Origin of the sequence: Thiomonas sp. X19, assembly GCF_900089495.1 — a bacterium.
Taxonomy (GTDB): domain Bacteria; phylum Pseudomonadota; class Gammaproteobacteria; order Burkholderiales; family Burkholderiaceae_C; genus Thiomonas_A.
Genome location: NZ_LT605203.1, coordinates 1,195,565 through 1,220,993 on the forward strand (window position 1 = coordinate 1,195,565; position 25,429 = coordinate 1,220,993).

General features: G+C 66.6%; 23 protein-coding genes. 11 read left to right on the forward strand and 12 right to left on the reverse strand.

Going from position 1 to position 25,429, the window contains the following annotated elements; genetic code table 11:
- Positions 1-55 precede the first annotated feature (55 nt).
- The 7 genes from THIX_RS05605 to THIX_RS05640 all read left to right on the forward strand — a co-directional run bounded on the left by THIX_RS05605 (position 56) and on the right by THIX_RS05640 (position 6,861).
- The gene (locus tag THIX_RS05605; RefSeq protein ID WP_371412992.1) at positions 56-1,222 is read left to right on the forward strand and encodes a YeeE/YedE family protein; all 1,167 of its coding nucleotides are present in this window, start codon (positions 56-58) and stop codon (positions 1,220-1,222) included.
- Positions 1,223-1,234: 12 nt separating this feature from the next.
- The gene (locus THIX_RS05610) at positions 1,235-1,417 is read left to right on the forward strand and encodes a hypothetical protein (protein WP_112485425.1); all 183 of its coding nucleotides are present in this window, start codon (positions 1,235-1,237) and stop codon (positions 1,415-1,417) included.
- 89 nt (positions 1,418-1,506) lie between these two features.
- Positions 1,507-2,349: a 23S rRNA (adenine(2030)-N(6))-methyltransferase RlmJ gene (locus THIX_RS05615; RefSeq protein ID WP_112485426.1), complete on the forward strand. Its 843-nt coding sequence runs from the start codon at positions 1,507-1,509 to the stop codon at positions 2,347-2,349.
- A gap of 311 nt (positions 2,350-2,660) precedes the next feature.
- Positions 2,661-4,298 carry a HAMP domain-containing sensor histidine kinase gene (locus THIX_RS05625; protein WP_158540809.1) on the forward strand — a complete coding sequence of 546 codons (1,638 nt, stop codon included), beginning with the start codon at positions 2,661-2,663 and terminating at the stop codon, positions 4,296-4,298.
- Positions 4,295-4,978, forward strand: a complete 684-nt coding sequence (locus tag THIX_RS05630; RefSeq protein WP_112485429.1) for a hypothetical protein — start codon at positions 4,295-4,297, stop codon at positions 4,976-4,978. Before THIX_RS05625 ends, THIX_RS05630 begins: the two co-directional genes overlap by 4 nt.
- Entirely contained in the window at positions 4,975-6,324 is a 1,350-nt protein-coding gene (locus THIX_RS05635; protein WP_112485430.1) for a sigma 54-interacting transcriptional regulator, read from the forward strand. The genes THIX_RS05630 and THIX_RS05635 overlap by 4 nt, the downstream gene beginning before the upstream one ends.
- Positions 6,325-6,621: 297 nt before the next feature.
- Positions 6,622-6,861 carry a hypothetical protein gene (locus THIX_RS05640; RefSeq protein ID WP_112485431.1) on the forward strand — a complete coding sequence of 80 codons (240 nt, stop codon included), beginning with the start codon at positions 6,622-6,624 and terminating at the stop codon, positions 6,859-6,861.
- 153 nt (positions 6,862-7,014) lie between these two features.
- On the opposite strand, the gene THIX_RS05645 is transcribed toward THIX_RS05640, so the two are convergent.
- Both THIX_RS05645 and THIX_RS05650 read right to left on the reverse strand, forming a co-directional pair.
- Positions 7,015-9,276 (reverse strand): sensor domain-containing diguanylate cyclase, encoded by a 2,262-nt coding sequence (locus tag THIX_RS05645; RefSeq protein ID WP_158540810.1) that lies wholly within the window; start codon positions 9,274-9,276, stop codon positions 7,015-7,017.
- 298 nt (positions 9,277-9,574) lie between these two features.
- Entirely contained in the window at positions 9,575-10,915 is a 1,341-nt protein-coding gene (locus tag THIX_RS05650; protein ID WP_112488198.1) for an NAD(P)/FAD-dependent oxidoreductase, read from the reverse strand.
- A gap of 338 nt (positions 10,916-11,253) precedes the next feature.
- On the opposite strand from THIX_RS05650, the gene THIX_RS05655 reads away from it, so the two are divergent.
- Positions 11,254-13,299, forward strand: coding sequence for a DEAD/DEAH box helicase (locus tag THIX_RS05655; RefSeq protein ID WP_112485433.1), 2,046 nt, complete (start codon positions 11,254-11,256; stop codon positions 13,297-13,299).
- A gap of 168 nt (positions 13,300-13,467) precedes the next feature.
- Here THIX_RS05655 and THIX_RS05660 read toward each other — a convergent pair whose 3' ends face one another.
- Both THIX_RS05660 and THIX_RS05665 read right to left on the reverse strand, forming a co-directional pair.
- Positions 13,468-13,752, reverse strand: a complete 285-nt coding sequence (locus tag THIX_RS05660) for a DUF427 domain-containing protein (protein ID WP_112485434.1) — start codon at positions 13,750-13,752, stop codon at positions 13,468-13,470.
- Positions 13,753-13,861: 109 nt separating this feature from the next.
- Positions 13,862-14,713 (reverse strand): alpha/beta fold hydrolase, encoded by an 852-nt coding sequence (locus THIX_RS05665; protein WP_112485435.1) that lies wholly within the window; start codon positions 14,711-14,713, stop codon positions 13,862-13,864.
- Positions 14,714-14,844: 131 nt separating this feature from the next.
- Here THIX_RS05665 and THIX_RS05670 point away from each other — a divergent pair, with 131 nt between their 5' ends.
- Positions 14,845-16,080, forward strand: a complete 1,236-nt coding sequence (locus THIX_RS05670) for a nucleoside recognition domain-containing protein (RefSeq protein ID WP_112485436.1) — start codon at positions 14,845-14,847, stop codon at positions 16,078-16,080.
- Positions 16,081-16,096: 16 nt separating this feature from the next.
- On the opposite strand, the gene THIX_RS05675 is transcribed toward THIX_RS05670, so the two are convergent.
- From THIX_RS05675 to THIX_RS05695, 5 genes are all read right to left on the reverse strand, one after another.
- Positions 16,097-16,636 (reverse strand): hypothetical protein, encoded by a 540-nt coding sequence (locus THIX_RS05675; protein ID WP_112485437.1) that lies wholly within the window; start codon positions 16,634-16,636, stop codon positions 16,097-16,099.
- 31 nt (positions 16,637-16,667) lie between these two features.
- Positions 16,668-17,798, reverse strand: a complete 1,131-nt coding sequence (locus tag THIX_RS05680) for an ABC transporter substrate-binding protein (protein ID WP_112485438.1) — start codon at positions 17,796-17,798, stop codon at positions 16,668-16,670.
- 125 nt (positions 17,799-17,923) lie between these two features.
- Complete coding sequence (locus THIX_RS05685; protein WP_112485439.1) at positions 17,924-19,057, reverse strand: PilT/PilU family type 4a pilus ATPase; 1,134 nt, start codon at positions 19,055-19,057, stop codon at positions 17,924-17,926.
- Between the two features lie 55 nt (positions 19,058-19,112).
- On the reverse strand, positions 19,113-19,742 hold the full coding sequence (locus THIX_RS05690; protein ID WP_112485440.1) for a cyclic nucleotide-binding domain-containing protein: 630 nt from the start codon (positions 19,740-19,742) through the stop codon (positions 19,113-19,115).
- A 90-nt stretch (positions 19,743-19,832) separates the two neighbouring features.
- The gene (locus tag THIX_RS05695) at positions 19,833-20,879 is read right to left on the reverse strand and encodes a type IV pilus twitching motility protein PilT (protein WP_112485441.1); all 1,047 of its coding nucleotides are present in this window, start codon (positions 20,877-20,879) and stop codon (positions 19,833-19,835) included.
- Between the two features lie 130 nt (positions 20,880-21,009).
- Here THIX_RS05695 and THIX_RS05700 point away from each other — a divergent pair, with 130 nt between their 5' ends.
- Both THIX_RS05700 and THIX_RS05705 read left to right on the forward strand, forming a co-directional pair.
- Positions 21,010-21,741: a YggS family pyridoxal phosphate-dependent enzyme gene (locus THIX_RS05700; protein ID WP_112485442.1), complete on the forward strand. Its 732-nt coding sequence runs from the start codon at positions 21,010-21,012 to the stop codon at positions 21,739-21,741.
- 48 nt (positions 21,742-21,789) lie between these two features.
- Entirely contained in the window at positions 21,790-22,395 is a 606-nt protein-coding gene (locus THIX_RS05705; protein WP_112485443.1) for a DUF3617 domain-containing protein, read from the forward strand.
- Between the two features lie 69 nt (positions 22,396-22,464).
- Here the strand turns inward: THIX_RS05705 and THIX_RS05710 are convergent, their stop codons facing one another.
- The 3 genes from THIX_RS05710 to THIX_RS05720 all read right to left on the reverse strand — a co-directional run bounded on the left by THIX_RS05710 (position 22,465) and on the right by THIX_RS05720 (position 25,153).
- Positions 22,465-22,818 carry a thioredoxin domain-containing protein gene (locus THIX_RS05710; RefSeq protein WP_112485444.1) on the reverse strand — a complete coding sequence of 118 codons (354 nt, stop codon included), beginning with the start codon at positions 22,816-22,818 and terminating at the stop codon, positions 22,465-22,467.
- A gap of 171 nt (positions 22,819-22,989) precedes the next feature.
- Positions 22,990-24,654, reverse strand: a complete 1,665-nt coding sequence (gene ettA / locus THIX_RS05715; RefSeq protein WP_112485445.1) for an energy-dependent translational throttle protein EttA — start codon at positions 24,652-24,654, stop codon at positions 22,990-22,992.
- 211 nt (positions 24,655-24,865) lie between these two features.
- Positions 24,866-25,153, reverse strand: coding sequence for a hypothetical protein (locus tag THIX_RS05720; protein ID WP_112485446.1), 288 nt, complete (start codon positions 25,151-25,153; stop codon positions 24,866-24,868).
- Positions 25,154-25,429 lie beyond the last annotated feature (276 nt).

Consider the following 25,429-nt stretch of genomic DNA (forward strand, 5'->3'; position numbering starts at 1 on the left):
GGCAGCGACAAGTCGGTCGCAGGCGCATCCCGGCGTACGAACCAGCCGGCCCGTCCTGCTGATCGGCGCGGCGCTGGCCGGCTTTCTGGCCGTCACCTGGCTGGTGGGCTGGCGCCAGGGGCTGCTGTGGTGCATCGGCGTGGGCTATGGCGTGGCGCTGTCGGCGGCGGCCTTCGGCTTCACCACCGGCTGGCGGGTGTGGATCACCCAGCGCGACCCCAAGGGCCTGTGGGCGCAGTTCGTCGGCATCGCGGTCGCCATGCTCATCAGTGTGCCGTTGCTGGCCACCCACCCCGAGCTGGAGGGGGCCGACGGTCCCTTGTCCATCAGCCTGCTGGTCGGCGCTTTCGTTTTTGGCGCCGCCATGCAGGTGGCGGACGGCTGCGGTTCGGGCACGCTGTACAAGGCCGGCCTGGGCCATCCGGTGAGTTTGGCGGTGCTGCCGGCTTTCGTCTTCGGCAGCTTTTTCGGCGCAGCGCAACTGCCGGCCTGGCTGGCGCTCGGCGCGTTGCCGCCGGTGAATCTGGTGCAGGTGCTGGGCGCGAAATGGACGCTGGTGCTGCAACTCGGCGCCCTGGCGCTGCTGGCCGCCCTGCTCTGGCGCTTCAGTGCGATGCGCGCCTACCGCTTGCGCCGCGCAGCCACTGGCGCGGCGGTGGCCGCGGCGGATCCCAGCGAGCGTGATTCAGCCGTGCCGCTGCAGGGGCCACCGCAGTCGCGCTGGCAGGGCAAGGCGGTGTGGATCGCCGCCATCGCCCTCGGGCTGTTGGCCGCTGCCAATCTGGTGGTGGCCGGCCAGCCCTGGGGCATCGTCTACGGCCTGGGTTTGTGGGGCGCGAAAATCGTGCAGGCGCTGGGGTTCGATCTCAGCCACAACGCCTTCTGGGGCCTGCCCGTGCAACAGGCGCAATTGCACGCCAGCGTGCTGGCCGACAACACCAGTGTCACCGACATCGGGCTTTTGCTTGGCGCCCTCATCGCCGCCAGTTGGAAGGGCAACGCCTGCCCACGGGTGAAGTTGCCGTGGCGCGCCTGGGTGGCCTCGGTGCTGGCCGGGTGGGTGCTGGGCTACAGCTCGCGCCTCGCCTTCGGCTGCAATGTGGGGGCCTATTTCTCCGGCATTGCCACCGGCAGCCTGCATGGCTGGATCTGGTTTGCCTGCGCCTTCCTGGGCAGCGTGCTGGGCGTGCGCTTGCGCGGCCGCTTGGGCATCGCGGGTTGAGCGGGCGCACGCATGCCATTTCCCTTCAAAAAATCCTGGCCTGCCTGGCTGCTATGGGCCGCGTTGCTGGCCCTGCTCGTGCTCGACTGGCGCGGCAGCACCCCGCACCAGCGCTTCGCCGAACCGCCCCCGCTGGCCCTGGGCAACGGCCCTGCAGCCGACGCCGGGCACTGTTCACTGGCGCCCCAGAAATAGCTCCCTGACCGCGGTCGAGGCGCTGGCCACGCCGAATACGCCCGCCATCCCAGGCGCTACAGTTCGGCTTCCTCCTCCGGAAGCCCGCGATGCTCGCCTACCGCCATGCCTTTCACGTCGGCAATCCTGCCGATGTGCTCAAACACATCGTGCTGCTCGGTGTGCTCGAACGCATGGCCGCGAAGGACAAGGCGTATTGGTATATCGACACCCACGCCGGCGCCGGCAGCTACCAGTTGGCCGACCGCATGGCCCAGCGCCTGGCCGAGTACCAGACCGGCATCGGCCTGCTGTGGGGGCGCAAGGACATGCCGTCGCCGGTGGCGGCCTATGTGAAACACATCCGCACCTTCAACGCCGGCGGCGAGCTGCGCACCTACCCCGGCTCGCCCGCGCTGGCCGGTTCGGTGCTGCGGCCGCAAGACCGCATGCGCCTGTTCGAGCTGCACACCACCGACTTTCGTCTGCTCGACGCCACATGGGGCCAGCAGCCGCATGTGGAAGTGCGCAACAGCGACGGCTTTGCCGGGCTCAAGGCCATGCTGCCGCCGCCCACGCGTCGCGGCGTGGTGCTGATCGATCCGTCCTACGAACTCGACAGCGATTACGGCCAGCTCGTCGCCGCCCTGCGCGACGCCATCACCCGCTTCGCCACCGGCGTCTACTGCGTTTGGTATCCGCAGTTGCAAAGCCTCGAATCCATCCGCCTGCCCAAGCGCCTCAAGGCGCTGTCACCCGCCGGATGGATGCACGCCCAACTCTCCACCGCTGCGCCTCGCCCCGATGGCTTCGGCCTCATGGGCAGCGGCATGTTCGTCATCAATCCGCCTTTCGGCCTGCAGGAAGGTCTGAAAGCCACGTTGCCCTGGCTGGCCCGCACCCTGGGGCAGGACGGGGCGGGCAGGCATGTGCTGGAAGGACATACGCCATAGGGAGCGCCCTGGCGTTTCTTGAGCGCCCCCAGGGTCGGCTCGCCGGCCAGCCCCCCGTGGGGGTCAAGGAAACTTGGGGCGGCCCTGCGTTTCCTTGAGAGATTGAGCCGCCGGCCTCCAACCTGCCCCCCATGGTGAGGTGCCGCAGGCGCTGGCCATGCTCGAGATGGATGGGCCGCGACATGACCTGGCGTTGGCGGGTGCGCCGGGTTGCAGCCTGAGCGCAGCGGGATAATGATGATCGGCCGTCGCCCCGCCCCTTGCCCTGCAGCGCCCGCCCATCACCTGCTTTTCCTCGCCCGACCATGCGCATGCCCTATCCCCGTTCCTTCTCCAGCCTCTTGCTGGCGGGCTTCGCGCTGGTGACGCTGCCGCTGCTGGCCGGGATGGCCTACACCGCCGTGGTGCAGGAGCGCCTCGCGGTGCAGACCCGGCAGTCGATCACGCTCACGGTCAAGGTCACGCGCACCACGCGGCAGTTGGCGGAAGACATCTCCAGCCTGCAGCGTGCCGCGGGGCAGTTCTATGTGCTGCAGGACCCGCAGCTGCGCTCCGGCATGGGCGAGGCGCACGAGTCCATTCGACAGGCGCTGCAAAACCTGCGGGCCATGCCCTTCGGCCCGTCGAACACCGAACGCATCCGGCAAATCGGCCTGCGCGAAGGCGTGCTGTATGCCCAGTTGAACGATCCGGCCAATGTCGGATTGCGGCGCTTCGACTCGTTCGCCACCGAGTTCAACACCCTCGGCCGGCTGGCCGATCAGGTGGCGGTGGCGGGCAATGCCATGGTGGAGGATCAGGCGGCTTCGCTCATACGCCGCGCCCACACCCTGCGCATCGTGCTGCTGAGTCAGGCTGCGGCGGCAGTGCTGTTGTCGCTGCTCATCGCTGGTCTGTTTTCCTGGTTGCTGGGCCGGCCGGTGCACCAGATCGACCAGGCCATCCGCCGTCTCGGGGCTGGCGACCTGCAGCCCCAGCCCCGGGTGCAAGGCCCCATCGACCTGGTGTTCCTCGGCCAGCAGCTCGACTGGCTGCGCCAGCGCCTGCGCGAGCTGGACGAGCAGAAACTGCGTTTCCTGCGGCATGTTTCGCACGAGCTGAAAACCCCGCTGGCCTCGCTGCGCGAAGGTGTGGAACTGCTGGCCGACGGCGTGGGTGGCAAGCTCACGGCGCAGCAGCGCGAGATCACGCAGATCATGCGTGGCAATGCGCGCGACCTGCAGGCGCGCATCGAGAACCTCATCGGCTACAGCCGCGCCCAGCGCCAGCTCGACCCGCTGGTTTCCAGCGGTGCGGACCTCGCCGCCCTGCTCGACCAGGTGGTGCGCCGCAACGACCTGGCGCTGCGCGCCAAACATCTGCAGGTCGTGCGCAGCGGCCATGCGCCCTTGCTCAAAGCCGATCGCGGCAAGCTCGACACCCTGTTCGAGAACCTGCTGATCAACGCCATGCGCTTCAGCCCTGAAGGCGGGAGCATTCGCATCGACCTGCGCAGTGCCGACGGCGTGGTGCACGCCACCGTGGCCGACGAGGGTCCGGGCGTGGCCGAGAACGACCGCGCCCATTTGTTCAAGCCCTTCTTCCAGGGCAGCCGCCAACCCCCGGCGGCGGCCCCTGGAAGCGGCCTGGGGCTGGCCATCGCCCAGGAATATGCGCAACTGCATGGTGGCGAAATCCAGCTGTGCGACACCCCCGATCGCCCCGGTGCCAGCTTTTGCGTCCACCTGCCGCTGCAACCCGAGCTGCCAGCCGTGGGCGCATCCGCCTGGACCACGACCATGACCACCGCCTCGACCAACGCTTCAACCACCGCCCCCCCCTCGGCCTTGGCCCCGGCCAGCCGCCGTCTGCCGGACGCCGCACCGCAGCGCAACGAGCTTGCGGACTCCAGCACGGACCCGGAAGCGGAATGGCAACCGACCCAACCCTCCAACGACACACCCTCATGAACCGACCGTTTTCTGCAACACGGATTTCAACGCGCAGCCGCAGCCCCAGGCGCTCAGGCGCAGCGCTTGCTGCCCGATGCGCCGCTGCCGCCAGCTTCGGCACGCTGGCCCTGCTGTCCGGCTGCGCGCCGCTGCCGATGCACCCCGCGCCTGGAACCGCGCCGCACGGCGAATTGCAATCGGCCCAGCCCCCCCGGGGGCAGGCCGCACCCCCCAAACCGGCGGCAACGTCCGCCGCCGTCGCCTCGCTGTTCAAGCCCGAGCCACTGAGCATGAGCTGGATTGGCGACACATTGCGCCAAATCGCGCTCGACACGCAGGCGGCGGCCAACGCCGAGCAGCAGCGGCTGCAGGCCCTGGGGGCGCAGCGCACGCCGGCCGACAAGCTCAAGCTGGCGTATTTGCTGGTGGCGCGCGCCGCGCCCACGACGGAGGAAGCCAATCAGGCACAGGACTTGCTCAGAGGACTGGATAACCAGACCGACGACCCGGCGTCCAAGCAGTTCATCCGCGTCATGCAGCGCCTGACGCGCCAGACCCTGGACCTGGCGCAACTGCGCGCCGAGCTGGCCCGCAGCAACAAACAAGTGGCCGATCTGCAGGACAAGATCGGCCAGATCAAGAACCTGGAGGTCGAATTGCAAGATCGTGCCCAAAGCCGGCCGGGGCCGGCGAAATGAGCCTGGCGGCACCCAACGTCCTGGTGGTCGACGACGACGCCGACCTGCTGCGCCTGCTCGGCATGCGCCTGCAGTCGGCCGGCTACAAACCGGTGGCGGCCAGCAGCGGCGAAGAGGCGCTGGCGCGGCTGGCGGTGTCGCGTCCGCGCGCGGTCATCACCGACCTGCGCATGCCGGGCATGGATGGCATGGCGCTGTTCGAGCGCATCCACGCCGTCGACCCCTCGCTGCCGGTCATCATTCTCACCGCCCACGGCACCATTCCCGACGCGGTTTCGGCGGCGCAGAGCGGTGTCTTCGGCTACCTCACCAAACCGTTCGAAGCGCCGGAATTGCTGGCCCTGCTGGCGCGCGCCGTGGGCAGCGGCAGCCTGGAGAGCGGCCAGGCGGCGCGGCCGCGCTTTCCAGAAATCGTCACCGCCAGCCCCTTGATGAATGCGCTGCTCGACGAAGTGGTGCTGGTGGCGACGAGCGAGGCCGGGGTGCTCATCCAGGGCGAATCCGGCACCGGCAAGGAGATGCTGGCGCGCGCCGTGCACCAGGCCAGCGCGCGCAAGCGTGCACCCTTCGTCGCCATCAACTGCGCCGCCATTCCCGAGGCGCTGCTCGAATCCGAATTGTTCGGCCATGCCAAAGGCGCCTTCACCGGCGCCGACAGCGCCCGCAAGGGCTTGTTCCAGACGGCGCAGGGCGGCACGGTGTTTCTCGACGAGATCGGCGACATGCCCCTGGCGCTGCAGGCCAAGCTGCTCCGCGTGTTGCAGGAGCGCGAGGTGCGCCCGGTGGGCGCCAGCCAGTCGCTGCCGGTGGACGTGCGCATCGTCTCGGCCACCCACCGCGACCTGGAAGCGGCGATTGCCGAGCAGCAGTTCCGCGAAGATTTGTTCTACCGCCTCAATGTGGTCAACCTGCACATTCCACCGCTGCGCGAGCGTCGCGAGGACATCGCCCCGCTGGCCCAGCACTTCGTCGACAAACTGGCGAAAAAGCATGGTCGCCGCATCGTCGGCTTTGCCGCCGATGCCTTGGACCTGCTGATGCGCGCCGAGTGGCCCGGCAATATCCGCCAACTCATGAACGTGGTGGAGCAATGCTGCGCGCTATGCACCACCGTGCGGATTCCGGCGGCGCTGGTGACGCGCGCGCTGCGCAACAAACCGACGGAAATTCTCAGCTACGCCGAGGCCAAGGACCGCTTCGAGCGCGACTACCTCGTGAACCTGATGAAGCTCACCGGCGGCCAGGTGACCGAAGCTTCCCGTCTGGCGCAGCGCAACCGCACCGAGTTCTACCGTCTGCTGCAAAAACATGCGCTGTCGCCTGCGCTGTTCAAGTCGACTGAATAGGGCCTCGGCCGCAGGCTGTCACCGGGGTTCTTCCGGGCGTCGCTCAGGAGCGACAAAAAAAACAATGGAAATCAGGTGTTTGCACGGATCTGGCTATAGGTGTCGGGCTGCGGCGACAATTTTCAGTATTCATGGACAGGGTTTGTGGCGGCGCACTCCGCAAGCTCGGCTCGGTAAGCACAAGCTATTGATTCAAAACATGAAAACAGCCTGGCACGCAAACTGCAAGTAGAGGGCATGGTTGTGTTGAATCTGTCCTCAGCACATTGTCTTCAAACCTGAATCAGGAGCGATCCGATGAACCCCAACATTCTGAGCAAACCCTGGATTCCCGCCTTGGGTTTTGCTGCTGCCATCTTGCTGGCCGCGCTGATGTCCGGGCAAGCCCACGCTGCCGGCATGCCTGCCGAAACCACGGCACAGGCAGCCACCATGCAACCAACAACCTACAACGCCGCGAAGAGCGGCGCCTCCGCCCCTGACAATGCGGGTGGAAAAGCCGACAAGATGAAAAAAGAAGGCGAAAAGAAAGAATGAATTCGTCAGGCGCTGCCTGACCCCGGTTGTTGTCTCCTCCCCCCTTGGCCAAGCGCATGCTTGGCATTTTTTTGCGCGTCGCGCGCGCAGAAATGGCGTGAACAGGACCTGGGTTTGGCGGCTTGGGCGCGAGGCGCTGCGGCGGCCCAATGGTCAGGGCAGCGTCAGATCGTGGAATGACCAGATCTCGACGCGGTTGCGCCCGCGTTGCTTGGCTTGGTAGAGCGCCTTGTCGGCGCGTGCGAGCAGGTCCTCGATGCCGCGGTCGGCGGCTTCCGAGTCGGCGGCATCGGCAATGCCGATACTGACGGTGAGCTGCTGGCGCAGGGGCGCGTGGTCCATCCCCGCCGATTCCTGAACGGCCAGGCGCAGGCGCTGTGCGAAGTCGTAAGCGCGCAGTCCGTCGCAATGGGGCAGGACGATGGCGAACTCGTCGCCACCGAGACGCCCGAAGAGATCGACGCTGCGGAGCTGGGACTTGCAGACCGTGGAGAAACTGCGCAGCGCGCGATCGCCCGCCGGGTGGCCGTAAACATCGTTGAGTTGCTTGAAGTGATCGACGTCGATGGCCAGCAGCGCCAGGTCGTGGCTCAGTCGCCGCGCCTCGTGAAACGCGGCTGAGGCCTGGGCCAGGAAATGGCGACGATTGGACACGCCGGTGAGCGAGTCGGTGTAGGCCAGTTCCTGCAGGCTCAACTCACGCTGCTTGGTGGGGGTGATGTCCTTGAAGGCGAAGATCAGCGCCTCTTCATCCTGGTAATGCGTGTGGGTGATGGACAGCAGCAGCCAGAGCAAGCTGCCGTCGAAGCGACGGAATTTGACCTCCTGCCCACTCACGGTGCCCTCGCGCAGCACGCGCGCAATGATGGCTTCGCGCTGGCCCGGCTCGGCCCAGAGGCTGCGCATGGGTTTGCCGTGGTGCTCGGCATGGCTGGCGCGAAAGAGTTCGTCCGAGGCCCGGTTGGAGAACATCAAGCCCGAGTCGCGCAGGCGGATGATGACCAGGGGCACGGGCGACGCATCGACCAAAAAGCGAAAACGCTGCTCGTCGCGCTGCAACTGGTCTTGCAGCCGCTTGAGCTCGGAGATGTCCTGCAGACTGGTGACGATGCCCAGCGGCTTGCCGCTCGAGTCAGCCACCTGGGCCTTGTTCAGGATCCAGACCGATTCCTCGCCGTCCTCCGGCAGTTGGCGGCATTCCTGCGACAGCGGCCGTCCTTCAGCCAGCAGCTTGCGGTCCATGGCGGTCCAGGTGTGCAACAGGCTGTCTTCGAACACGTCTTCAGGCGGGCGTCCCAGCATGGCATCGTGGGTGCGCCCCAGCAGCTGGGTGAAGGCTTTGTTGATGAGCGCAAGGCGCCCGTCGTTCGCGGTGTAGGCCGTGGGGTTGGGCAGGGCGCTGAGCAAGGAGTCCTGGAAGCGCAGTTGTCGTTGCAGCCGCGTCTGGCTCTCCACCAGGGCCGCGGTGCGCCGTTCGACGGCGCGTTCCAGTCTGGCGTTGGCTTCGCGCAATTGGCGCAACGCCGCACCGCGATCCTGCGCCAGGCTGCTGGCGAGCAGAACCGTGCAGGCCAGACTGATGCCCATGACCTGCAGCGCGGTGATGCGATCCATCGGCGGCAGCGCCGTCATCGGCCCCAGGCCCATGGTGGTGCCCGCCAACTCCAATGCGAACAGCGCGGCCATGAGCAGGCTGGAAAGACGCATGGGCAGGCGGGTTGCGGCCCAAAGCAGGGGCAACAACACCAGGGTTCCAAGACCCAGCGGCAAGGCCTGCGTCGTGGGCGGGGCAAAGTAGATGAGCACCGTGCCCAGCAGGGCAAGCACCGGGACGCCGAGCAGTTCGGGGGTTGGCGCCGGCAATGCATCGTTGCGACGCTCCCACCACAGCACCAGGGGTGGGGCGAAGATCAGCACGCTGCAAATATCGCCGACCAGCCAGCTCAGCCACAAGCCGCCGAGGTTGTGCATCGGCGGCAAGGGTGGCAGCAGCGTTGCGAGCATGCCGCCACCGGCACTGAACGCAGGAGCCAGCAGACCGAGCGTGACGATGAAGGCCAGCGTATTGCCTGTGCCTTGCAAGCCTGTCCATGGCCGGCGCAGGCGTTGCAACAGCCACCAGGCGATGAGCACACCAACCGTGTTGCCCGTCGCGATGCACAGGGCTGCCAGCGGCGACCAGCCGACACTGAATGCATTGGCCAGGTAAGCGCCCAGCGCAATGCCTGGAGCGGCGGCCCAACCGCCAACCATGACGCCGAAAACGGCCACGGCACTGGAGGGCCAGAGCAACGCGCCTGCTGCGCCACTGCGCATCACCAACCACGCCAGCAGCACGTAGACGCCCGCCAGCGCAGCGTTGAACAGCAGCAGCTTGGACAGGCGCTGCAGTGCGGCTCTGGCGGGTGCCTGCATATCAGCCGTGTCCCGGCACGACAAACTGCGGGAAAGCATGGCGCCGAGCCATGAGCGCCGGCTTGCCCTGCAAGGGGGACGCGCACGCGGTCCACAGCTGGCGGCGGGCAGCAGCCAGCTGCGATGCCTGGCGAGTGCCCGAAGTTGGGCGGATGTTCCCAATTTGCACGTTATCGTTCTTGTCTGGATTTTTCTACAGCATACCGAACAGTTCGCGCAGAAAAACCTGACAATCAGGGCGAAGCACTCGTCACCGATCACCCGTGTGCTCGATGCAACAGCACCCGCTAGGCTTCTCTCAATGCAACTTGATGCGCGGTTCGGTCGTGCGCGAGATCAGACGTGCCAGCGTGAGGAAGGCGGTTTTCCAGAAGCCATGCAAGGCATGCAGATGCTTGCGATAGAGCAGCCAGTAGATGAACCTGGCGAAATGGCCTTCGATGAACAGGCTGCCCTTGGCCAAGCCGCCCATCAAGCTGCCCACGGTGCTGTGCTCGCCCAGGGAAACGAGGGAGCCGAAATCGCGGTAGTGGAAGGCGCGCAGCGGCTTGCTGGTGCACCGACGTTGAATTTGCCGCGCCAGAAAACTGGCCTGCTGGTGGGCGGCCTGGGCGCGTGGCGGCACACCGCCGGGGTGGCCTTCCCAGGGGCAGGCGGCGCAATCGCCCAGGGCAAAAATGGCGTCGTCGCGCGTGGTCTGCAAAGTGGGGCGGACCACCAACTGGTTGATGCGGTTGCTTTCCAATCCATCGAGATCGCGCAGCACGTCGGGGGCTTTCACACCTGCGGCCCACACCACGAGTTCTGCCGGCAGAAAGTCGCCATCGGCCGTTTGCACCCCGGTCGCGGTGACGGCGGTGACGCGTTTGCCGGTGTGAATCTGCACGCCCAGCTTGGCGAGTTCGGCCGCTGCCGCCGTCGACACGCGCTCTGACAACGCGGGCAGGATGCGCGGAGCGGCCTCCACCAGGCTCAGGCGCATATCGCGTTCGGGGTCGATGCGATCCAGCCCGTAGGCGGCCAGCGTGCGGGTGGAGTTGTGCAGCTCGGCCACCAGTTCCACCCCGGTGGCGCCGGCGCCGATGGCCACCACCTTGAGTTGCTCCGGCCGCAGCGGGCCGGTTTGCGTGTTGGCGGCAATGCAGGCGTTGACCAGGCGCTTGTGGAAGCGCCGCGCGTCTTCAGGGCTGTCGAGGGCGATCGCGTACTCCGCTGCGCCGGGGGTGCCGAAGTCGTTGTTCTGGCTGCCCAGCGCCAGCACCAGGATGTCGTAGCCGAAGCTGCGGCGCGGCACGATTTCGCGCCCGTCCTCGTCCAGCGTCGGCGCCACCAGCACCTGTTTGCGGGCGCGGTCCAGCCCGTCCATCGCGCCCAGGCGGTACTTGAAGTGATGCCAGGTGGACTGCGCCAGGTAGTTCAGCTCGTTGTCGTCGATGTCGAGGGTGCCAGCAGCGGCCTGGTGCAGCAGCGGTTTCCACAAATGACTGCGACCGCGCTCGACCAGGGTGATGTCGGCGTGTCCGCGCCGGCCCAGGGTGTTGCCCAGGCGGGTGGCCAGTTCCAGCCCGCCGGCACCGCCGCCGACGATGACGATGCGTGGCAAGGAGGATGCCGGGGATGCGTCGGTTTGTGAGTCCATGGTTTCTGGATTGTTGTTGGTCTTTGCAAGCGTACTGCGCATTGTGCGAAAAATGGGGCCTGCAAGGAAACACAGGCTCGCCCGGCGATGTTGCCGGGGCGCTGGCTGGCGCACAATCTCGGCTTGGGCACTTTAGGGCGACGCTGAACAAGCCCCTCGTGCGCATCGCATCCGCGCCTCGGGCGGTCTGCGGCGTTGCAAATCCGCGCCATAGCTTGGGCTATGGCTGTGGTTTGCGCCTTGCATCCCATCCCGATGCGCGGCGCGCTGCATCACGAGAACTGACTCAGCGTCGCCTTGGCGCCCCTTTCATTCACCGTCATCAGGTTCATCCATCCATGTCCAGCACCGCCCCCGAGTCTCCCGCCGTCACCTTCGCCGATCTCGGTCTGCCGGAGCCCATCCTCGCAGCGCTGCGCGACGTGGGTTACGAAAGCCCGTCGCCGATTCAGGCGGCCACCATCCCCATTCTGCTCGAAGGCCGCGACCTGGTTGGCCAGGCGCAAACCGGCACCGGCAAGACGGCGGCCTTCGCCCTGCCCATCCTCGCCCGCATCGACGTGGCGCGCAAGGAGCCGCAGGCGCTGGTGCTGGCGCCCACGCGCGAACTCGCCATCCAGGTGGCCGAGGCCTTTGCCACCTACGCCATGCACCTGCCGGGCTTCAACGTGCTGCCCATTTACGGCGGCCAAAGTTATGTGCCGCAGCTGGCCTCGCTCAAGCGCGGCGCGCATGTCGTGGTGGGTACGCCCGGGCGCATCATCGACCATCTGGAACGCGGCACGCTGAAGCTCGACGGCCTGGCCCATATGGTGCTGGATGAAGCCGACGAAATGCTGCGCATGGGCTTCATCGACGATGTCGAATCCATCCTGCAGAAAACCCCGCCCACACGCCAGGTCGCGCTGTTCTCGGCCACCATGCCGCAGGCCATTCGCCGCATTGCCAGCAACCATTTGCGCACGCCGGCGGAGGTCACCATCAAGGCCAAGACCAGCACCGCCACGCAAGTGCAGCAGCGCTACTGGATGGTCAGCGGCCTGCACAAGCTCGACGCGCTGACCCGCATTCTGGAGGTGGAGAGCTTCGATGGCATGATCGTTTTCGCCCGCACCAAAATGGCCACCGAAGAGCTGGCCGAGAAGCTGGCGGCGCGCGGTTTCTCCACCGCCGCGCTGAACGGCGACATCCTGCAGGCGCAGCGCGAGCGCACCGTGCAGCGGCTGAAAGACGGGCAGATCGACATCCTGGTGGCCACCGACGTGGCCGCGCGCGGACTGGATGTGGACCGCATCAGCCATGTGGTGAACTACGACATCCCGACCGATACCGAAAGCTATGTCCACCGCATTGGCCGCACCGGACGCGCCGGGCGCAGCGGCCAGGCCATTTTGTTCGTCACGCCGCGCGAGCGCCATCTGCTGGCCGCCATCGAGCGCGCCACGCGCCAGCCCATCACACCGATGCAATTGCCCAGCCCGCAGGACGTGAACGACAAGCGCATTTCCCGCTTCCTGGAGCGCATCACCGAGGCGCGCGAGCAGGAAGGCCTGGAGCAGTTCCAGAGCCTGATCGAACGCTACGAGCAGGAACAGAACGTGCCGGCCATTGAAATTGCCGCTGCCCTGGCGCGCATGGTGCAGGGCGACAAACCCCTGCTGCTGGGGCCGGGTACCGAGGGCGGCCATGCGATGCGCAGCGACAGCCTGGGCGCACGCGGGCGCGCTGCGCAGCGCGCCGAGCCCACCTTCGGTCCGCGCGGAAAACCCGCCAAGCCCTTCGAGCGCGAGGTGCGCAAGCCTTCGCCATCGTTGCCTCCGCGCGAGCCCAAGCCCGCCAGCGCCAAGCCACGCGGCCTGACCGACATCGCCGACGCCGCCATCGGCGAACTGGAAGCACGGGTGCAGTCGGCGCGCTTCGAGAAGTCGCATCCCGGCTTCGAGCCGGACGACCACGGCAGCGCCGCGCCGCGCCGCAAGAAGGCCGCCGCGGGCGACATGGCTTTCGAGACGTATCGCGTCGAGGTCGGCCGCGACCATGGGGTGGAGGTGCGCAATCTGGTCGGCGCCATCGCCAATGAAGCCGGGCTGGAAAACAAGCACATCGGCAGCATCGACATTCGCGGCGACCATAGCCTGGTGGACCTGCCCGCAGGCATGCCCAAGGATGTGTTTCGCACCCTGCAAAAAGTCTGGGTCCTGGGCCACCAGCTCAACTTGAGCCTGGCCGGAGCGGGCGGCGGTGCGGCGTTCAAGCCGCCGGCTCCAGCCAAACCCAGGGCCGCAGCCGGCACCACGCGGCCAACCCTGCGCGCCACCGAGCGCGCGCCCAGCCGCAAAGGCCCGGGCGCCGATTCGCCCAAGCGCAAGCCGATCCGACGTTGAAAACGGCCCCCAGGGGCGCTACGCCGCCCCGCCCCCGAGGGGGTCAAGGGAGTTGAGGGGCGCGGCTCCAAGTCTGCCAGTGAGTGCAGCCTTGGACGGCGCGAAGGCCAGCCGGCTCTGACGCTGGCGGCCGGGCGTTTGCTTGAGTCGGCCGAAGCTGAGTTGGCCCTAACCGGGCTTGACGACCACACCCTTCCAGAACGCCACGCGCCCGGTCATTTCCTTCGCTGCGGGTTTGGGTTCGGGGTAGAACCACACCGCGTCGGCGTTGCGCTGGCCGTCGGCCACCAGGGTGTAGTAGCTGGCGGTGCCCTTCCAGGGGCAGACGCTGTGGGTGTTGCTGGGTTCGAGCAGCCCGGGTTTGACCGACTCGCGCGGGAAATAGTGGTTGCCTTCGACCACCACCGTGTCGTCGCTTTCAGCGATGACGACACCGTTCCAGACAGCTTGCATCGTGACCTCCGTTGTGATTGGATTGGCAGATCTGCCTGGCAGAGATGTGCGGCAGATGTGTTCGGCAGACTATGCCGCAGTTGCGCGGTGACTGCCACGGCTGCGGCGTTCAACCCTGCGGGCTGGATGTCGCTGGGATCCGGCCCGTATGCGTTGCGACGACATTCAGCGTGGCGCGAATGACCTCTTCCGGCGCGTCGCGCTGCAGCATATGGCCGCAGTTGGGCAGCACCAGGGTGCGCGTGTGGGGCAGGATGCGAACGATGCGGTCGACCTGTTCCAGCGTGCCGTAGGCATCGTCCTCGCCCTGCACGACGAGCAGCGGGCAGCGCAGGGTGGCGATGTCGGCCTCGATCGTCCAGTGGCGAAACCCCGCATCCAGCCAGGCGTCGCACCAGCCGTAGAAGGCCGAGTCGGCATCGCCTTGCACGGGTTGCAGGCGCTCGCGCAGCAGGCCGGCTTCATAGGCCTGGCGGATTCGCCTGATCCCGTGCAGAGCTTTTTGCTCGACGAACACATGCGGCGCCAGCACCACGCAGCCGGCCACTGCTTCGGGAAAAGCCGCGGCGTGGAGCAGGGCGATGGTGGCGCCGTCGCTGTGGCCGAACAGCCAGGGCCGGTGGATGCCGAGGGCCGCGAGCAGGGCTGGCAAGACCTCCAGCGCCTGCCGGTGGAGATAGCGCGCATCCCAATGCTCGCCAGGTGCGCGCGGGGTGGAGCGGCCATAGCCGGGACGCGAGTACACCAGGCCGTCCAGGCCGCTGGCAGCGCAAAGCTGGTCGGGGAAGTCGCGCCAGGCGGCGACCGAGCCCAGCCCCTCGTGCAGGAAGACGATGCAGGGCGTCTCGGTGGCGTCGGCAGCGCGCTGGGTGCGAACCCGGCGGAACTCGATGCATGGCGACTCCGGCAGCGCCTGCAGGGTGATGAACTCGGTACCGAGGGATGAATCGGCCTGGGGCATGGAATGGGTCGGGCGGCGCGAAGTGGCGACACTGCATTGTCGCGGCAGTTCCGCCCACAGGCCCAGCCTCTACCATCGACGCCATCTGCTTGCCCGCCGATCGACGCTCCTGATCATCGTCCACGCTGCCCATGCTGAATCGTCTCTGGCTCGGATTCTTCCTCACCGCCGCTGTGGCCGCGCTGGCGCGCTGGACCCTGGCCGGCGATGCGGCGGTGTTCGGGGCCATCGTCGACAGCCTGTTCGCGATGGCCAAGCTCTCGGTCGAGGTGATGGTGCTGCTGTTCGGCACGCTCACGCTGTGGCTGGGGCTGCTGCGCATCGCCGAGCGCGCCGGCCTGGTCGATGCGCTGGCGCGGCTGCTGGGCCCGCTGTTCCGGCGCCTGATGCCCGGGGTGCCGGAAGGTCATCCGGCGATCGGCCTGATCACGCTCAACTTCGCCGCCAACGTGCTGGGGCTGGACAACGCCGCCACGCCGATCGGCCTGCGCGCAATGCGCGAGCTGCAGACGCTCAACCCCAGCAGCGACACCGCCAGCAACGCGCAGATCCTGTTCCTGGTGCTCAACGCCTCCTCGCTGACCCTGCTGCCGGTGAGCATCTTCATGTACCGCGCGCAGCAGGGCGCCCCCGACCCGACCCTGGTGTTCCTGCCCATCCTGCTGGCCACCAGCGCGTCCACCCTCACCGGCTTGCTCAGCGTGGCCTTCATGCAGCGGCTGAAGCTGTGGGACCCGGTGGCGCTGGCGTGGCTGGGCGGCGGCGCGCTGCTGCTGGGCGGACTGCTGGCCTTGCTGGCCACGCTGTCGGCGGCGGCGCTGGCCAGCGTGTCGTCGCTGGTCGGCAACCTCGCGCTGTTCGGCGTGATCGTCGCCTTTCTGGTCGCCGGTGCCGTCAGGCGCGTGCCGGTTTACGAGGCCTTCATCGAGGGCGCCAAGCAGGGCTTCGAGGTCGCGCGCGACCTGCTGCCGTATCTGGTCGCGATGCTCTGCGCCGTCGGTGTGCTGCGCGCCTCCGGCGCGCTGGGCTATGCGCTGGACGGCATCCGCTGGGCGGTGCACGGACTGGGCTTCAACGATGCCTTCGTGCCCGCCCTGCCGACCGCGCTGGTGAAGCCTTTTTCCGGCAGCGCCGCGCGCGCCATGCTGATCGAGACCATGCGCCACTACGGCGTGGACAGCTTTCCGGCACTGACCGCCGCGACCATGCAGGGCAGCACCGAGACTACGTTCTACGTGGTCGCGGTGTACTACGGCGCGGTCGGCATCCGCCGCGTGCGCCACACCGTTGGCTGCGCGCTGCTGGCGGACCTGGCCGGGGTGATCGCCTCGATCGCGGTGTGTTACTGGTTTTTCGGCGGGCGCTGATGACCCGGAACGGACGCTACAGCCCGGCGAGATACTCCCGGGCGCGCTCGCGTCCGACCGCCTTGTCCAAGGCTGCTTCCAGCTCGGGGATCAAGCTGCGCAGCTGCTCGACCGAGTTGCATTGTTCGATCTTGAGCTGCAGGCCATAAGCCTTGAGCAGGCTGAGATGTTCGCTCACCAGCGCATTCATGCGGGCGTAGAGCTCGGCGTAGTCCCCAGTGGGCGCTGCGGCCGACTCGAACGCAGCGTCCAGCGGCTCCAGGGTGTCGGGCCCGGCCATATCGCGCGCCCGATCCGCTGCAGCCTCAACCCCTGGCACAGGCGATACGGCGGGGGGAAGGGGAGTCGTGGCGACGATCAACCCAAGTTGCAGGAGCTGCTGCAGGCTATCGCTGGGCGCGCCACTGGCCTGGACCAGCGCTTCCAATTCCGCCAGAGTGCGTTTACCGTCGACGCACAGCAGCAGATTGCGCATGGGGCGCGTGAGGCGGTCGCTGCGGCTGCGAATTTCACCCTGGCCGGCAGCGGTTTTGGCGTAGATGAGCGGGGTTTGCATGGTGCGTGATTCAGGCCTGAAACCGCGCCACTCAATGCCGGAACTTCCCATCTTTGGTGATGCTGGTGACGTCGACCAGGCTGGAGCCGGAATGGTCGGTCGGCGAGAAGCGCACCATGAAACCGCCGAGGTCGTCCGCATTCATGGCGTTGAGTGCATCGATCAGGCCGGTGCGCGTGGGCGTCTTGCCAGCCTTGCGCAAACCTTGAACCAGGACTTTGGCGTCGATATAGCCTTCCAGGCTGGTGAAGTCGTAGTCGTCCTTGTGGCCGCTGGCCGCCATGCGCGCCTGGTACTCGCGCACGATGGCGATCGCGCCCGAGTAGGGGAAGGGCACCACCTGGGTGATCATGACGCCGTCGCCTTCTTTTCCAAGGGCTTTCGCCAGGGCCTCCGAGCCCACGAAGCTGACGTTGGCGAACTGGCCGGCGTAGCCCTGGGCGCGTGCAGCCTTGATGAAGGCCGCGGCTTCGGTGTAGGTGCCGACCTCGACGATGAGATCGGGCTTGGCCGACAGGATGGATTTCAGCGCCGCAGCCACATCCACCGTGTTGCGCTGAACCGTGCCGGTGGCCACGGGCTTGAGGCCATGCGCTGCCAGGGCCTTGACCACGCCCGACAAGCCGGCCTTGCCGAAGGCGTCGTCCTGGTAGAACACGGCGACTTTCTTCAGCCCGAGGAACAGAAAGTTATCGACCATCCGGCGGGTTTCGTCGTTGTAGCTGGCACGGATGTTGAAGATGTAGCGGTCCACCGGCTCACGCAAGGCCATGGCACCCGTGAATGGCCCAACGAGCGGAATTTTCGCCTCGTCGATGAGCAGCTTGGCGGCCAGCGTGGTGGGCGTGCCGACGTAGCCGAGCAGGGCGAAGACCTTGTCGTCGTTGATGAGTCGCTTGGTGTTGGCCACGGTGCGTGCGGGCTCGTAGCCGTCATCCAGGCTGACGAGTTTGATGCTGCGCCCATCCACCCCGCCTTCGGCGTTGACGGCCTTCAGATAGGCCTCGATGCCCAGGCGCAGGCGGATGCCGAGCTGGGCCGCGGGGCCGGTGAGGGGTGCCGATTGGCCAATGAGGATTTGCGATTCCGTCACGCCGGGGTCGGCAGCCAGCGCTGAAACGGACAAACCCAGAGAGAGCAGCAACGCCCAGAAGAATTTCATGAAGACCTCGAATCAAATGAATGAGCCAGGGAAGGGCGTTACTTGGAAAACAGGATTTCGGCCGGCGTGAGCTGGTTCGGCAACAGGTCGGAACATGGGTCTTTGCAGGCCATGTGGAAGCGGCTTCAAACGATGGCCAGGTGTTCAGTGCCGCTGGACGGGTCTTGCTGGCCGCGCTTGCCGTCGAGCTTGATGCGCAGGCGCAGATCGTTGACCGAATCGGCGTTGCGCAGGGCGTCTTCGTAGCTGATCTGGTTGGCTTCGAACAGGTCGAACAAGGCCTGGTCGAAAGTCTGCATGCCCAGCTCGCGTGAGCGCTTCATCACGTCCTTGATTTCGCCCACCTCGCCCTTGAAGATGTGGTCGGCAATGAGCGGTGAGTTGATCATGATTTCCACCGCGGCAACCCGTCCGCGCCCGTCCTGCCTGGGCAGCAGGCGTTGCGAAATCAGCGCCTTGAGGTTGAGCGACAAGTCCATTAGCAACTGGCTGCGACGTTCCTCGGGGAAGAAGTTGACGATACGGTCGAGCGCCTGGTTGGCGTTGTTGGCGTGCAGCGTGGCCAGCACGAGGTGGCCGGTTTCGGCGAACGCCACGGCATGGTCCATGGTTTCCCGGTCGCGGATTTCGCCCATCAGAATGACGTCCGGCGCCTGGCGCATGCTGTTCTTCAGCGCGGCTTCCCAACTGTCGGTGTCGATGCCGACTTCGCGCTGGGTGATGATGCAGTTCTTGTGCGCGTGGACGAACTCGATCGGATCTTCAACCGTGACGATGTGGCCGTAGGAGTACTCGTTGCGCCAGTCGAGCATGGCGGCCAAGGACGTGCTCTTGCCGCTGCCGGTGGCGCCGACGAAGATGATGAGTCCGCGCTTGGCCATCGCCAGTTCTTCCAGCACCTTGGGCAGGCCCATGCTGTCGATGGTCGGCACGGTTTGCGGAATGAGCCGCAGCACCAGGCCGATATTGCCCTGCTGCATGAAGGCGTTGCAGCGAAAGCGGCCGATGCCCGATGGGGCGATGGCGAAGTTGCATTCCTTGTTCTTCTCGAAATCCGAGGACTGCCGATCGTTCATGATGGCGCGCGCCAGTGCCTGGGTGTGCTGGGCGGTGAGCGGCTGCGCCGACATCTTGCTGACTTGCCCGTCGACCTTGATGGCGGGGGGGAAGTCTGCCGTGAGGAACAGGTCGGAACCGCCGCGGCTGACCATCAGGCGCAACAGGTCGTGGACGAATTTGGAGGCTTGGTCGCGTTCCATCAGGAGTCTCCGTGGTCAGGTGTGGATCGGGGCAGGGCGCGCAGCAGAGCCGACTTCATGCCGGCTGCGCCGGAGCGCCCAGCTTGCGCAGGCGCAACGAAAGGCGGCGTGCCAGCGAGCCGATGAGGCGTGCGGCCGAACCCGGATCTTGCTCGATCATGCTATCAAGCGCCCCGGCTTCGAGCACGGCGATCTCGCAGGGGTTGAGCGAGGTGCAGTAGGACCAGCGCGGCCCGGCGTCGAGCAGCGACATCTCGCCCAGCACATTGCCGGCGCGCACTTCCGTGAGTCGCAGGCGCTCGCCCCAGGGCTGCTGCCGGTCGACGGCCACCACGCCGTGCAGCACCACCAGCATGAAGCCGCCGTATTCGTTCTGGGCGATGAGGTCCTTGTTCGCATCGGCGGCGTAGAACTCGAAATGCCGTGCGCATTTCTCCAGGTCGTCGGGGGAAAGCCCCGCCATGAAGCGATCGCGGCTCCACAATTCCTTCAGGCGCTTGGCCGGCGCCGGTCTTGCGAGCTTGCGCGCCCCGATGGCCTTGGCGCGCTCGGCCCAATGGACGATGGGCACGGTGGCGTCGTCCACGTCCTGGAAGCCGGTGGTGAAAAACTGGGATTCCGGGCCGTCGTCCCGGCTTTCCGTCACGGGTTTGCCCCGGCGCAGCATCTCGAAGACTTTTTTCATGATGGTTGGGTGCAAACGAGCAGTGCGGGCTCGATGGGGCCGCTCGGGTGTTGTCGGAGGCGCAGCCATGTCTGCTCAGCGTGCATGGGTTCAGGCGCCCGGGAAATTCTCGGGTATTTTGGCCTTGGAGCGCGCCTCGCTGGCGGAGATGGCATTGCGGCGCACCAGATCGGTCAGGCATTGGTCCAGGGTCTGCATGCCGTGGGCCTGGCTGGTCTGGATCATGGAATACATCTGCGCCACCTTGTTCTCGCGGATCAGGTTGCGAATGGCCGGGGTGCCCAGCATGATCTCGTGCGCGGCGACGCGGCCGGCACCGTCCTTGACCTTGCACAGGGTCTGCGAGATGACGGCCACCAGCGCCTCCGACAGCATGGCGCGCACCATGTCCTTCTCGGCCGAGGGGAAGACGTCGATGATGCGGTCGATGGTTTTCGGTGCCGACGAGGTGTGCAGCGTGCCGAACACCAGATGCCCGGTTTCGGAGGCGGTGAGCGCCAGGCGGATGGTTTCCAGGTCGCGCATTTCGCCCACCAGGATGGAGTCCGGGTCTTCGCGCAGCGCCGCGCGCAGCGCGTTGGAGAAGCTCAGCGTGTGCGGGCCGACTTCGCGCTGGCTGATCAGCGACTTTTTCGACTCGTGCACGAACTCGATCGGGTCCTCGATGGTGAGGATGTGGCCGTACTCGTTTTCGTTCAGGTGGTTGACCATGGCGGCCAGCGTGGTGGACTTGCCCGAGCCGGTGGGCCCCGTCACCAGCACCAGGCCGCGGGGCTTGAGCGCCAGTTCGCCGAAAATCTTGGGCGCGTTCAGGTCATCCAGCGTGAGGATTTTGCTCGGAATGGTGCGGAACACCGCGCCGGCGCCACGGTTCTGGTTGAAGGCGTTGACGCGAAAGCGCGCCAGACCCGGAATCTCGAAGGAGAAGTCGACCTCGAAGTACTCCTCGAAATGCTTGCGCTGCACATCGCTCATGATGTCGTACACCATGGCATGCACGGACTTGTGACCCAGCGGCTCGACATTGATGCGGCGCACATCGCCATGCACCCGGATCATCGGCGGCAGGCCAGCCGACAGATGCAGGTCCGACGCATTGTTCTTCACACTGAACGCCAGCAATTGCGTGATGTCCACTGCGATCCCCCCTAATTTGGCAAGGCTCTTATAGTAAGGGTCAGTCCGGCGCCGCACGGCCGAAACCAGCCCATGCGGCCGGGCGCTGTTGTTTCCGCGGAACGCGGCTTTCGCCTGCACCTCATACCCCATGACGCCTTCCAGCCCTGCCGCACGCCTGCGCCAAGTGCGCGAGCGCATCGCCGCAGCAGCCACCGAGGCAGGACGCGACCCGGCCTCGGTGCGCTTGCTGGCCGTGTCCAAAACCTTCCCGGCCGAAGCCGTTGCCGAGCTTGCCGCCTGCGGCCAGGCCGACTTTGGCGAGAACTACGTGCAGGAAGGCCTGGGCAAGATGGCGGCCCTGCGCGCCACCCATCCGCAGCTCGGCTGGCATTTCATCGGACCGCTGCAGAGCAACAAGACGCGCGAGGTGGCGGCACAGTTCGACTGGGTGCACGCCGTGGACCGCCTGCACATCGCCCAGCGCCTGTCGGCCCAGCGCCCGGCCGCGCGCAACGGCAGCCCGCTTTCGCCGCTGCAGCTGTGCATCCAGGTCAACATCAGCGGCGAGGGCAGCAAGAGCGGCATTGCGCCCGAAGCCGTGGCCGAACTGGCCCATGCCGTGGCGGTGCTGCCCAATTTGCGCCTGCGCGGGTTGATGTGCATTCCGGCCCCAGCCGAGGGGCTGCAGGCGCAACGTGCGCCTTTCGCCCGGTTGCGACGGCTGCTGGCTGAACTCAACCGGCAAGGTCTCGCGCTCGACACGCTCTCCATGGGCATGAGCGCCGACCTCGAAGCCGCCGTGCTCGAAGGCGCAACCCTGGTGCGCGTGGGCACGGCCTTGTTCGGGGCGCGCGTTGCGCGGCAAACGGCGCAGGTCTGAACCCTCGACCTGCCCCAGCGGCGCGGCTCAAGTTCACAACTTGAAACCATGCACCCCAGCATCGTGGTCTACGCTGAACAGCCCGAGAACTTGCAGGATCTTGCCATGTCACGTCGCTTCCAAACCCCGTTCCGGCGCTGGATCGCGGGGCTACCCCTGATCGTTGCCGCCCTGTGGTCGTCCCATGCCCAAGCGTTCAGCCTCAAGCCCGGACTGTGGGACTACAGCGTGCAAAGCTCGACCAACGGCGCTCCGCCGGTCGATCTGTCGCAAATGATGCAAAACGTCTCCCCGGCGATCAAGGCCGAGATCGAAGCGCAGATGAAGGCGCGTGGCATGGCGATGGATCTGGGCAAGCAGACCCTGCGTCTGTGCCTGAGCCCCGAGTTCGTCGCGGCCAAGCGCCCGCCGCTGCACCTGGGCGGGCAATGCAAGGTGCACTGGAGCCAGCCCACGCAGGGCAACTGGGATTTCAGCTACGCCTGCACCCAACCCACCTCCAGCGGCAAGGGTCGCGTCGCGCTCGCCAGTCCGACGGCGTACAAGACCCAGTTCACCGCCGTCACCCCGCAAGGCACTGTCTCCAGCACCTCCGAGGCGCATTGGGTGGGCAGCGACTGTGGCAGCGTGCCGCCGCTGCGGCCCGTGCCGTAAGTCGCGCCATGCGCGCCGGCCGTTCCCATGCCCGGCGCACGCAGCGCCCCGAGCACATTCTCAGCGCGTTCAGCGCAAGAACCTGCGCAGGTCGATGTCGAGTCCGCCCAGTTGGCGCATGCGCGTTGCCGCCTGCGCAGCGTTCGCGGCGTCGAGCGCCGCCAGCGTGTCGATCAGCCGCGCCCAGGTTCCAGGCTGCTGGGGCAGTACATCGCAATACAGCAGCAGGTCGCCGCGCTGCACGGCCAGCACCGGAAAGTTGTCCACCTCGCCATCGCCCAGGGCCTCGGCTGCGTCCTCCACGTCGATCCAGACGAAGCGCGCTTGCGGATAGCGCGTGGCCAGGGCCTCGAAGCCCGGCCGCCATTCCCGGCATACCCCGCACCACTGCGCGCATAGACAGGCGACGATCAAGGATTCCATGGGTGCCCCGGGTGCAGACGGACAAGTGTGGAGGGATGGAGGCGCGGCGCAAGTGTGCACCGAGGCTCTTCGCGCGGAGAAAATAGTGGCCTCGGGAGGCATGGCGCAAGTATGCGCCATGGCCCTTCGCGCCGCGCGCGAAGGTGCGAAGGCACCTTCGCTGGTCGGCGCTCAGCGCAGCGGTTTGAAGCGCAGCCGGTGCGGGCGGGCGCCTTCCTCGCCCAGGCGCTTCTTCTTGTCGGCCTCGTATTCCTGGTAGTTGCCGGAGAAGAAATTCCATTGCGAATCGCCCTCGGCCGCAAGGATGTGGGTGGCGATGCGGTCGAGGAACCAGCGGTCGTGGCTGATGACCATGACGCTGCCGGCGAACTCCAGCAGCGCGTCTTCCAGCGCGCGCAGGGTTTCCACGTCGAGGTCGTTGCTCGGCTCGTCGAGCAGCAGCATATTGCCGCCTGACAGCAGGGTCTTGGCCAGGTGCAGGCGCCCGCGCTCGCCGCCGGAGAGCTGCCCCACCAGCTTCTGCTGGTCGCCACCCTTGAAGTTGAAGCGGCCCAGGTAGGCGCGGCTGGCCATCTCGAACTTGCCCACGGTGATGATGTCGTGCCCGCCGCTCACGGCCTCCCACACGGTCTTGTCGTCGGGCAGCGCGTCGCGGCTCTGGTCGACATAGGCCTGGCGCACCGTGGGGCCGATGACGACCGTGCCCGAGTCCGGCTGCTCGCGCCCGCTGAGCATGCGAAACAGCGTGGACTTGCCGGCGCCATTCGGCCCGATGACGCCGACGATGGCGCCCGGCGGCACCGAGAAGCTGAGCTTGTCGATCAGCAGCCGGTCGCCGTAGCTCTTGCTCACCTCGTGGAACTCCACCACCTGGTTGCCCAGGCGCTCGGCGAAGGGAATGAAAATCTCGTTGGTCTCGTTGCGCTTCTGGTATTCCTGGCTCGACAGTTCCTCGAAGCGCGCCATGCGCGCCTTGCTCTTGGCCTGGCGCCCCTTGGGGTTCTGCCGCACCCACTCCAACTCCTGCTTCATGGCCCTCATGTGCGCGTCCACCGCGCGCGACTCCTGCTCCAGCCGCGCCTCCTTCTGCTCCAGCCAGGTGCTGTAGTTGCCCTTCCATGGAATGCCGTGGCCGCGATCGAGTTCCAGGATCCACTCCGCGGCGTTGTCGAGGAAGTAGCGGTCGTGGGTCACGGCCACCACGGTGCCGGGGAAGCGGTGCAGGAACTGCTCCAGCCAGTCCACGCTCTCGGCGTCGAGGTGGTTGGTGGGCTCGTCGAGCAGCAGCATGTCGGGCTTGGACAGCAGCAGCCGGCACAGCGCCACGCGCCGCTTTTCGCCACCGGACAAGTCGCCCACGCGCGCCTCCCAGGGCGGCAGGCGCAGTGCGTCGGCGGCAATTTCCAATTGCAGGTCGGTGTTGCTGCCCTCGCCGGTGGCGATGATGGCCTCCAGCTGGGCCTGCTCTTCGGCCAGCTTGTCGAAGTCGGCATCCGGCTCGGCGTAGGCGGCGTAGACCTCGTCCAGCCGCTTCTTGGCCGCCAGCACGCCGCCCAGCCCGGCTTCCACCGCTTCGCGCACGGTCTGCTCGGCGTCGAGTTGCGGCTCCTGCGGCAGATAGCCCATGCGAATGCCGGGCATGGCGACCGCTTCGCCTTCAATGTCCTTGTCCACCCCGGCCATGATCTTCAGCACGGTGGACTTGCCCGAGCCATTCACCCCCAGCACGCCAATCTTGGCGCCGGGGAAAAAACTCAGGGAAATGTCTTTGAGAATGTGTCGCTTCGGCGGAACGATCTTGCCGACGCGGTTCATCGTGAACACATATTGCGCCATGGTTTTCGCGGTCTGGGGTTGTCTTGCAGCCGGGGCCCGAATGGGCTGCGGCATCGGCATTCAGCTTAGCGGACTGGACGAGGGCGGGCATCCGGACCGCTCGCAATCAGCCGTCGGCATCGCGCGCTGTCAACCTGCCTGTTGAATCGGCAGCCCAACCCGCCGGCTCGTCAGCCAGCGCCCTCAGCCCCCCCGGCGCCGGACGTTTGCCTCACTGCTTTGGGCCCTTCACCGCATGCCAGGCCGCCACACCGCCAGCCTCCGCCGCATGGCCCACGGCCAGGCCGACGTGCTTGGCTTCATGGCCCACCGCCAACCCCACTTTCTTGCCTTCCTTGCCAACGTCACGCACAACCGTGCCGACGGTCGTGCCCACTTTTTTCGCCCCTTGCGTCAAGCTGCTGTCGCTCGCCTGGGCTGGCAAATTGCCCAGCGCCACGAGCGCAATGAGGCTGGCGCAAAGCTGGGCTGCATAGGTTTTTTTCGATCGAGATTGCATCTGGATTCTCCTGGTTCGTGGTGCTTGCTTCCGGGATGATTTCCGCCGGAACAAGCATAAGCGCAACGGCGCGCCGACATCGCAAGGTCGAGCACGAAAAAAGAAGCGGACCGAGGCCCGCTGGAAGTGCTGCTCGCTTGCTTGAGGAACACCCCGGAGCGTGAGTCCCGGGGCAGGTGAAGGCGGCGGCCCGTTACCGCCGCCAAATGGTCGCAGCTCAGGGAGTGAAAGCTGCGGCCAGATGGGGTTTGTGCTCGGAGGTTCGGCGCTTGCAGG

What these genes read in the sequence shown, in the direction of transcription:
- THIX_RS05615 (WP_112485426.1), top strand. Translation starts at nt 1,507, where the DNA reads ATGCTCGCCTACCGCCATGCCTTTCACGTCGGCAATCCTGCCGATGTG.
- ettA (WP_112485445.1), bottom strand. Translation starts at nt 24,654, where the DNA reads ATGGCGCAATATGTGTTCACGATGAACCGCGTCGGCAAGATCGTTCCG.
- THIX_RS05630 (WP_112485429.1), top strand. Translation starts at nt 4,295, where the DNA reads ATGAACCGACCGTTTTCTGCAACACGGATTTCAACGCGCAGCCGCAGC.
- THIX_RS05645 (WP_158540810.1), bottom strand. Translation starts at nt 9,276, where the DNA reads ATGCAGGCACCCGCCAGAGCCGCACTGCAGCGCCTGTCCAAGCTGCTG.
- THIX_RS05710 (WP_112485444.1), bottom strand. Translation starts at nt 22,818, where the DNA reads ATGGAATCCTTGATCGTCGCCTGTCTATGCGCGCAGTGGTGCGGGGTA.
- THIX_RS05660 (WP_112485434.1), bottom strand. Translation starts at nt 13,752, where the DNA reads ATGCAAGCTGTCTGGAACGGTGTCGTCATCGCTGAAAGCGACGACACG.
- THIX_RS05675 (WP_112485437.1), bottom strand. Translation starts at nt 16,636, where the DNA reads ATGCAAACCCCGCTCATCTACGCCAAAACCGCTGCCGGCCAGGGTGAA.
- THIX_RS05685 (WP_112485439.1), bottom strand. Translation starts at nt 19,057, where the DNA reads ATGGAACGCGACCAAGCCTCCAAATTCGTCCACGACCTGTTGCGCCTG.
- THIX_RS05640 (WP_112485431.1), top strand. Translation starts at nt 6,622, where the DNA reads ATGAACCCCAACATTCTGAGCAAACCCTGGATTCCCGCCTTGGGTTTT.
- THIX_RS05625 (WP_158540809.1), top strand. Translation starts at nt 2,661, where the DNA reads ATGCCCTATCCCCGTTCCTTCTCCAGCCTCTTGCTGGCGGGCTTCGCG.
- THIX_RS05690 (WP_112485440.1), bottom strand. Translation starts at nt 19,742, where the DNA reads ATGAAAAAAGTCTTCGAGATGCTGCGCCGGGGCAAACCCGTGACGGAA.
- THIX_RS05720 (WP_112485446.1), bottom strand. Translation starts at nt 25,153, where the DNA reads ATGCAATCTCGATCGAAAAAAACCTATGCAGCCCAGCTTTGCGCCAGC.
- THIX_RS05670 (WP_112485436.1), top strand. Translation starts at nt 14,845, where the DNA reads ATGCTGAATCGTCTCTGGCTCGGATTCTTCCTCACCGCCGCTGTGGCC.
- THIX_RS05705 (WP_112485443.1), top strand. Translation starts at nt 21,790, where the DNA reads ATGCACCCCAGCATCGTGGTCTACGCTGAACAGCCCGAGAACTTGCAG.
- THIX_RS05610 (WP_112485425.1), top strand. Translation starts at nt 1,235, where the DNA reads ATGCCATTTCCCTTCAAAAAATCCTGGCCTGCCTGGCTGCTATGGGCC.
- THIX_RS05650 (WP_112488198.1), bottom strand. Translation starts at nt 10,915, where the DNA reads ATGGACTCACAAACCGACGCATCCCCGGCATCCTCCTTGCCACGCATC.
- THIX_RS05655 (WP_112485433.1), top strand. Translation starts at nt 11,254, where the DNA reads ATGTCCAGCACCGCCCCCGAGTCTCCCGCCGTCACCTTCGCCGATCTC.
- THIX_RS05635 (WP_112485430.1), top strand. Translation starts at nt 4,975, where the DNA reads ATGAGCCTGGCGGCACCCAACGTCCTGGTGGTCGACGACGACGCCGAC.
- THIX_RS05665 (WP_112485435.1), bottom strand. Translation starts at nt 14,713, where the DNA reads ATGCCCCAGGCCGATTCATCCCTCGGTACCGAGTTCATCACCCTGCAG.
- THIX_RS05700 (WP_112485442.1), top strand. Translation starts at nt 21,010, where the DNA reads ATGACGCCTTCCAGCCCTGCCGCACGCCTGCGCCAAGTGCGCGAGCGC.
- THIX_RS05680 (WP_112485438.1), bottom strand. Translation starts at nt 17,798, where the DNA reads ATGAAATTCTTCTGGGCGTTGCTGCTCTCTCTGGGTTTGTCCGTTTCA.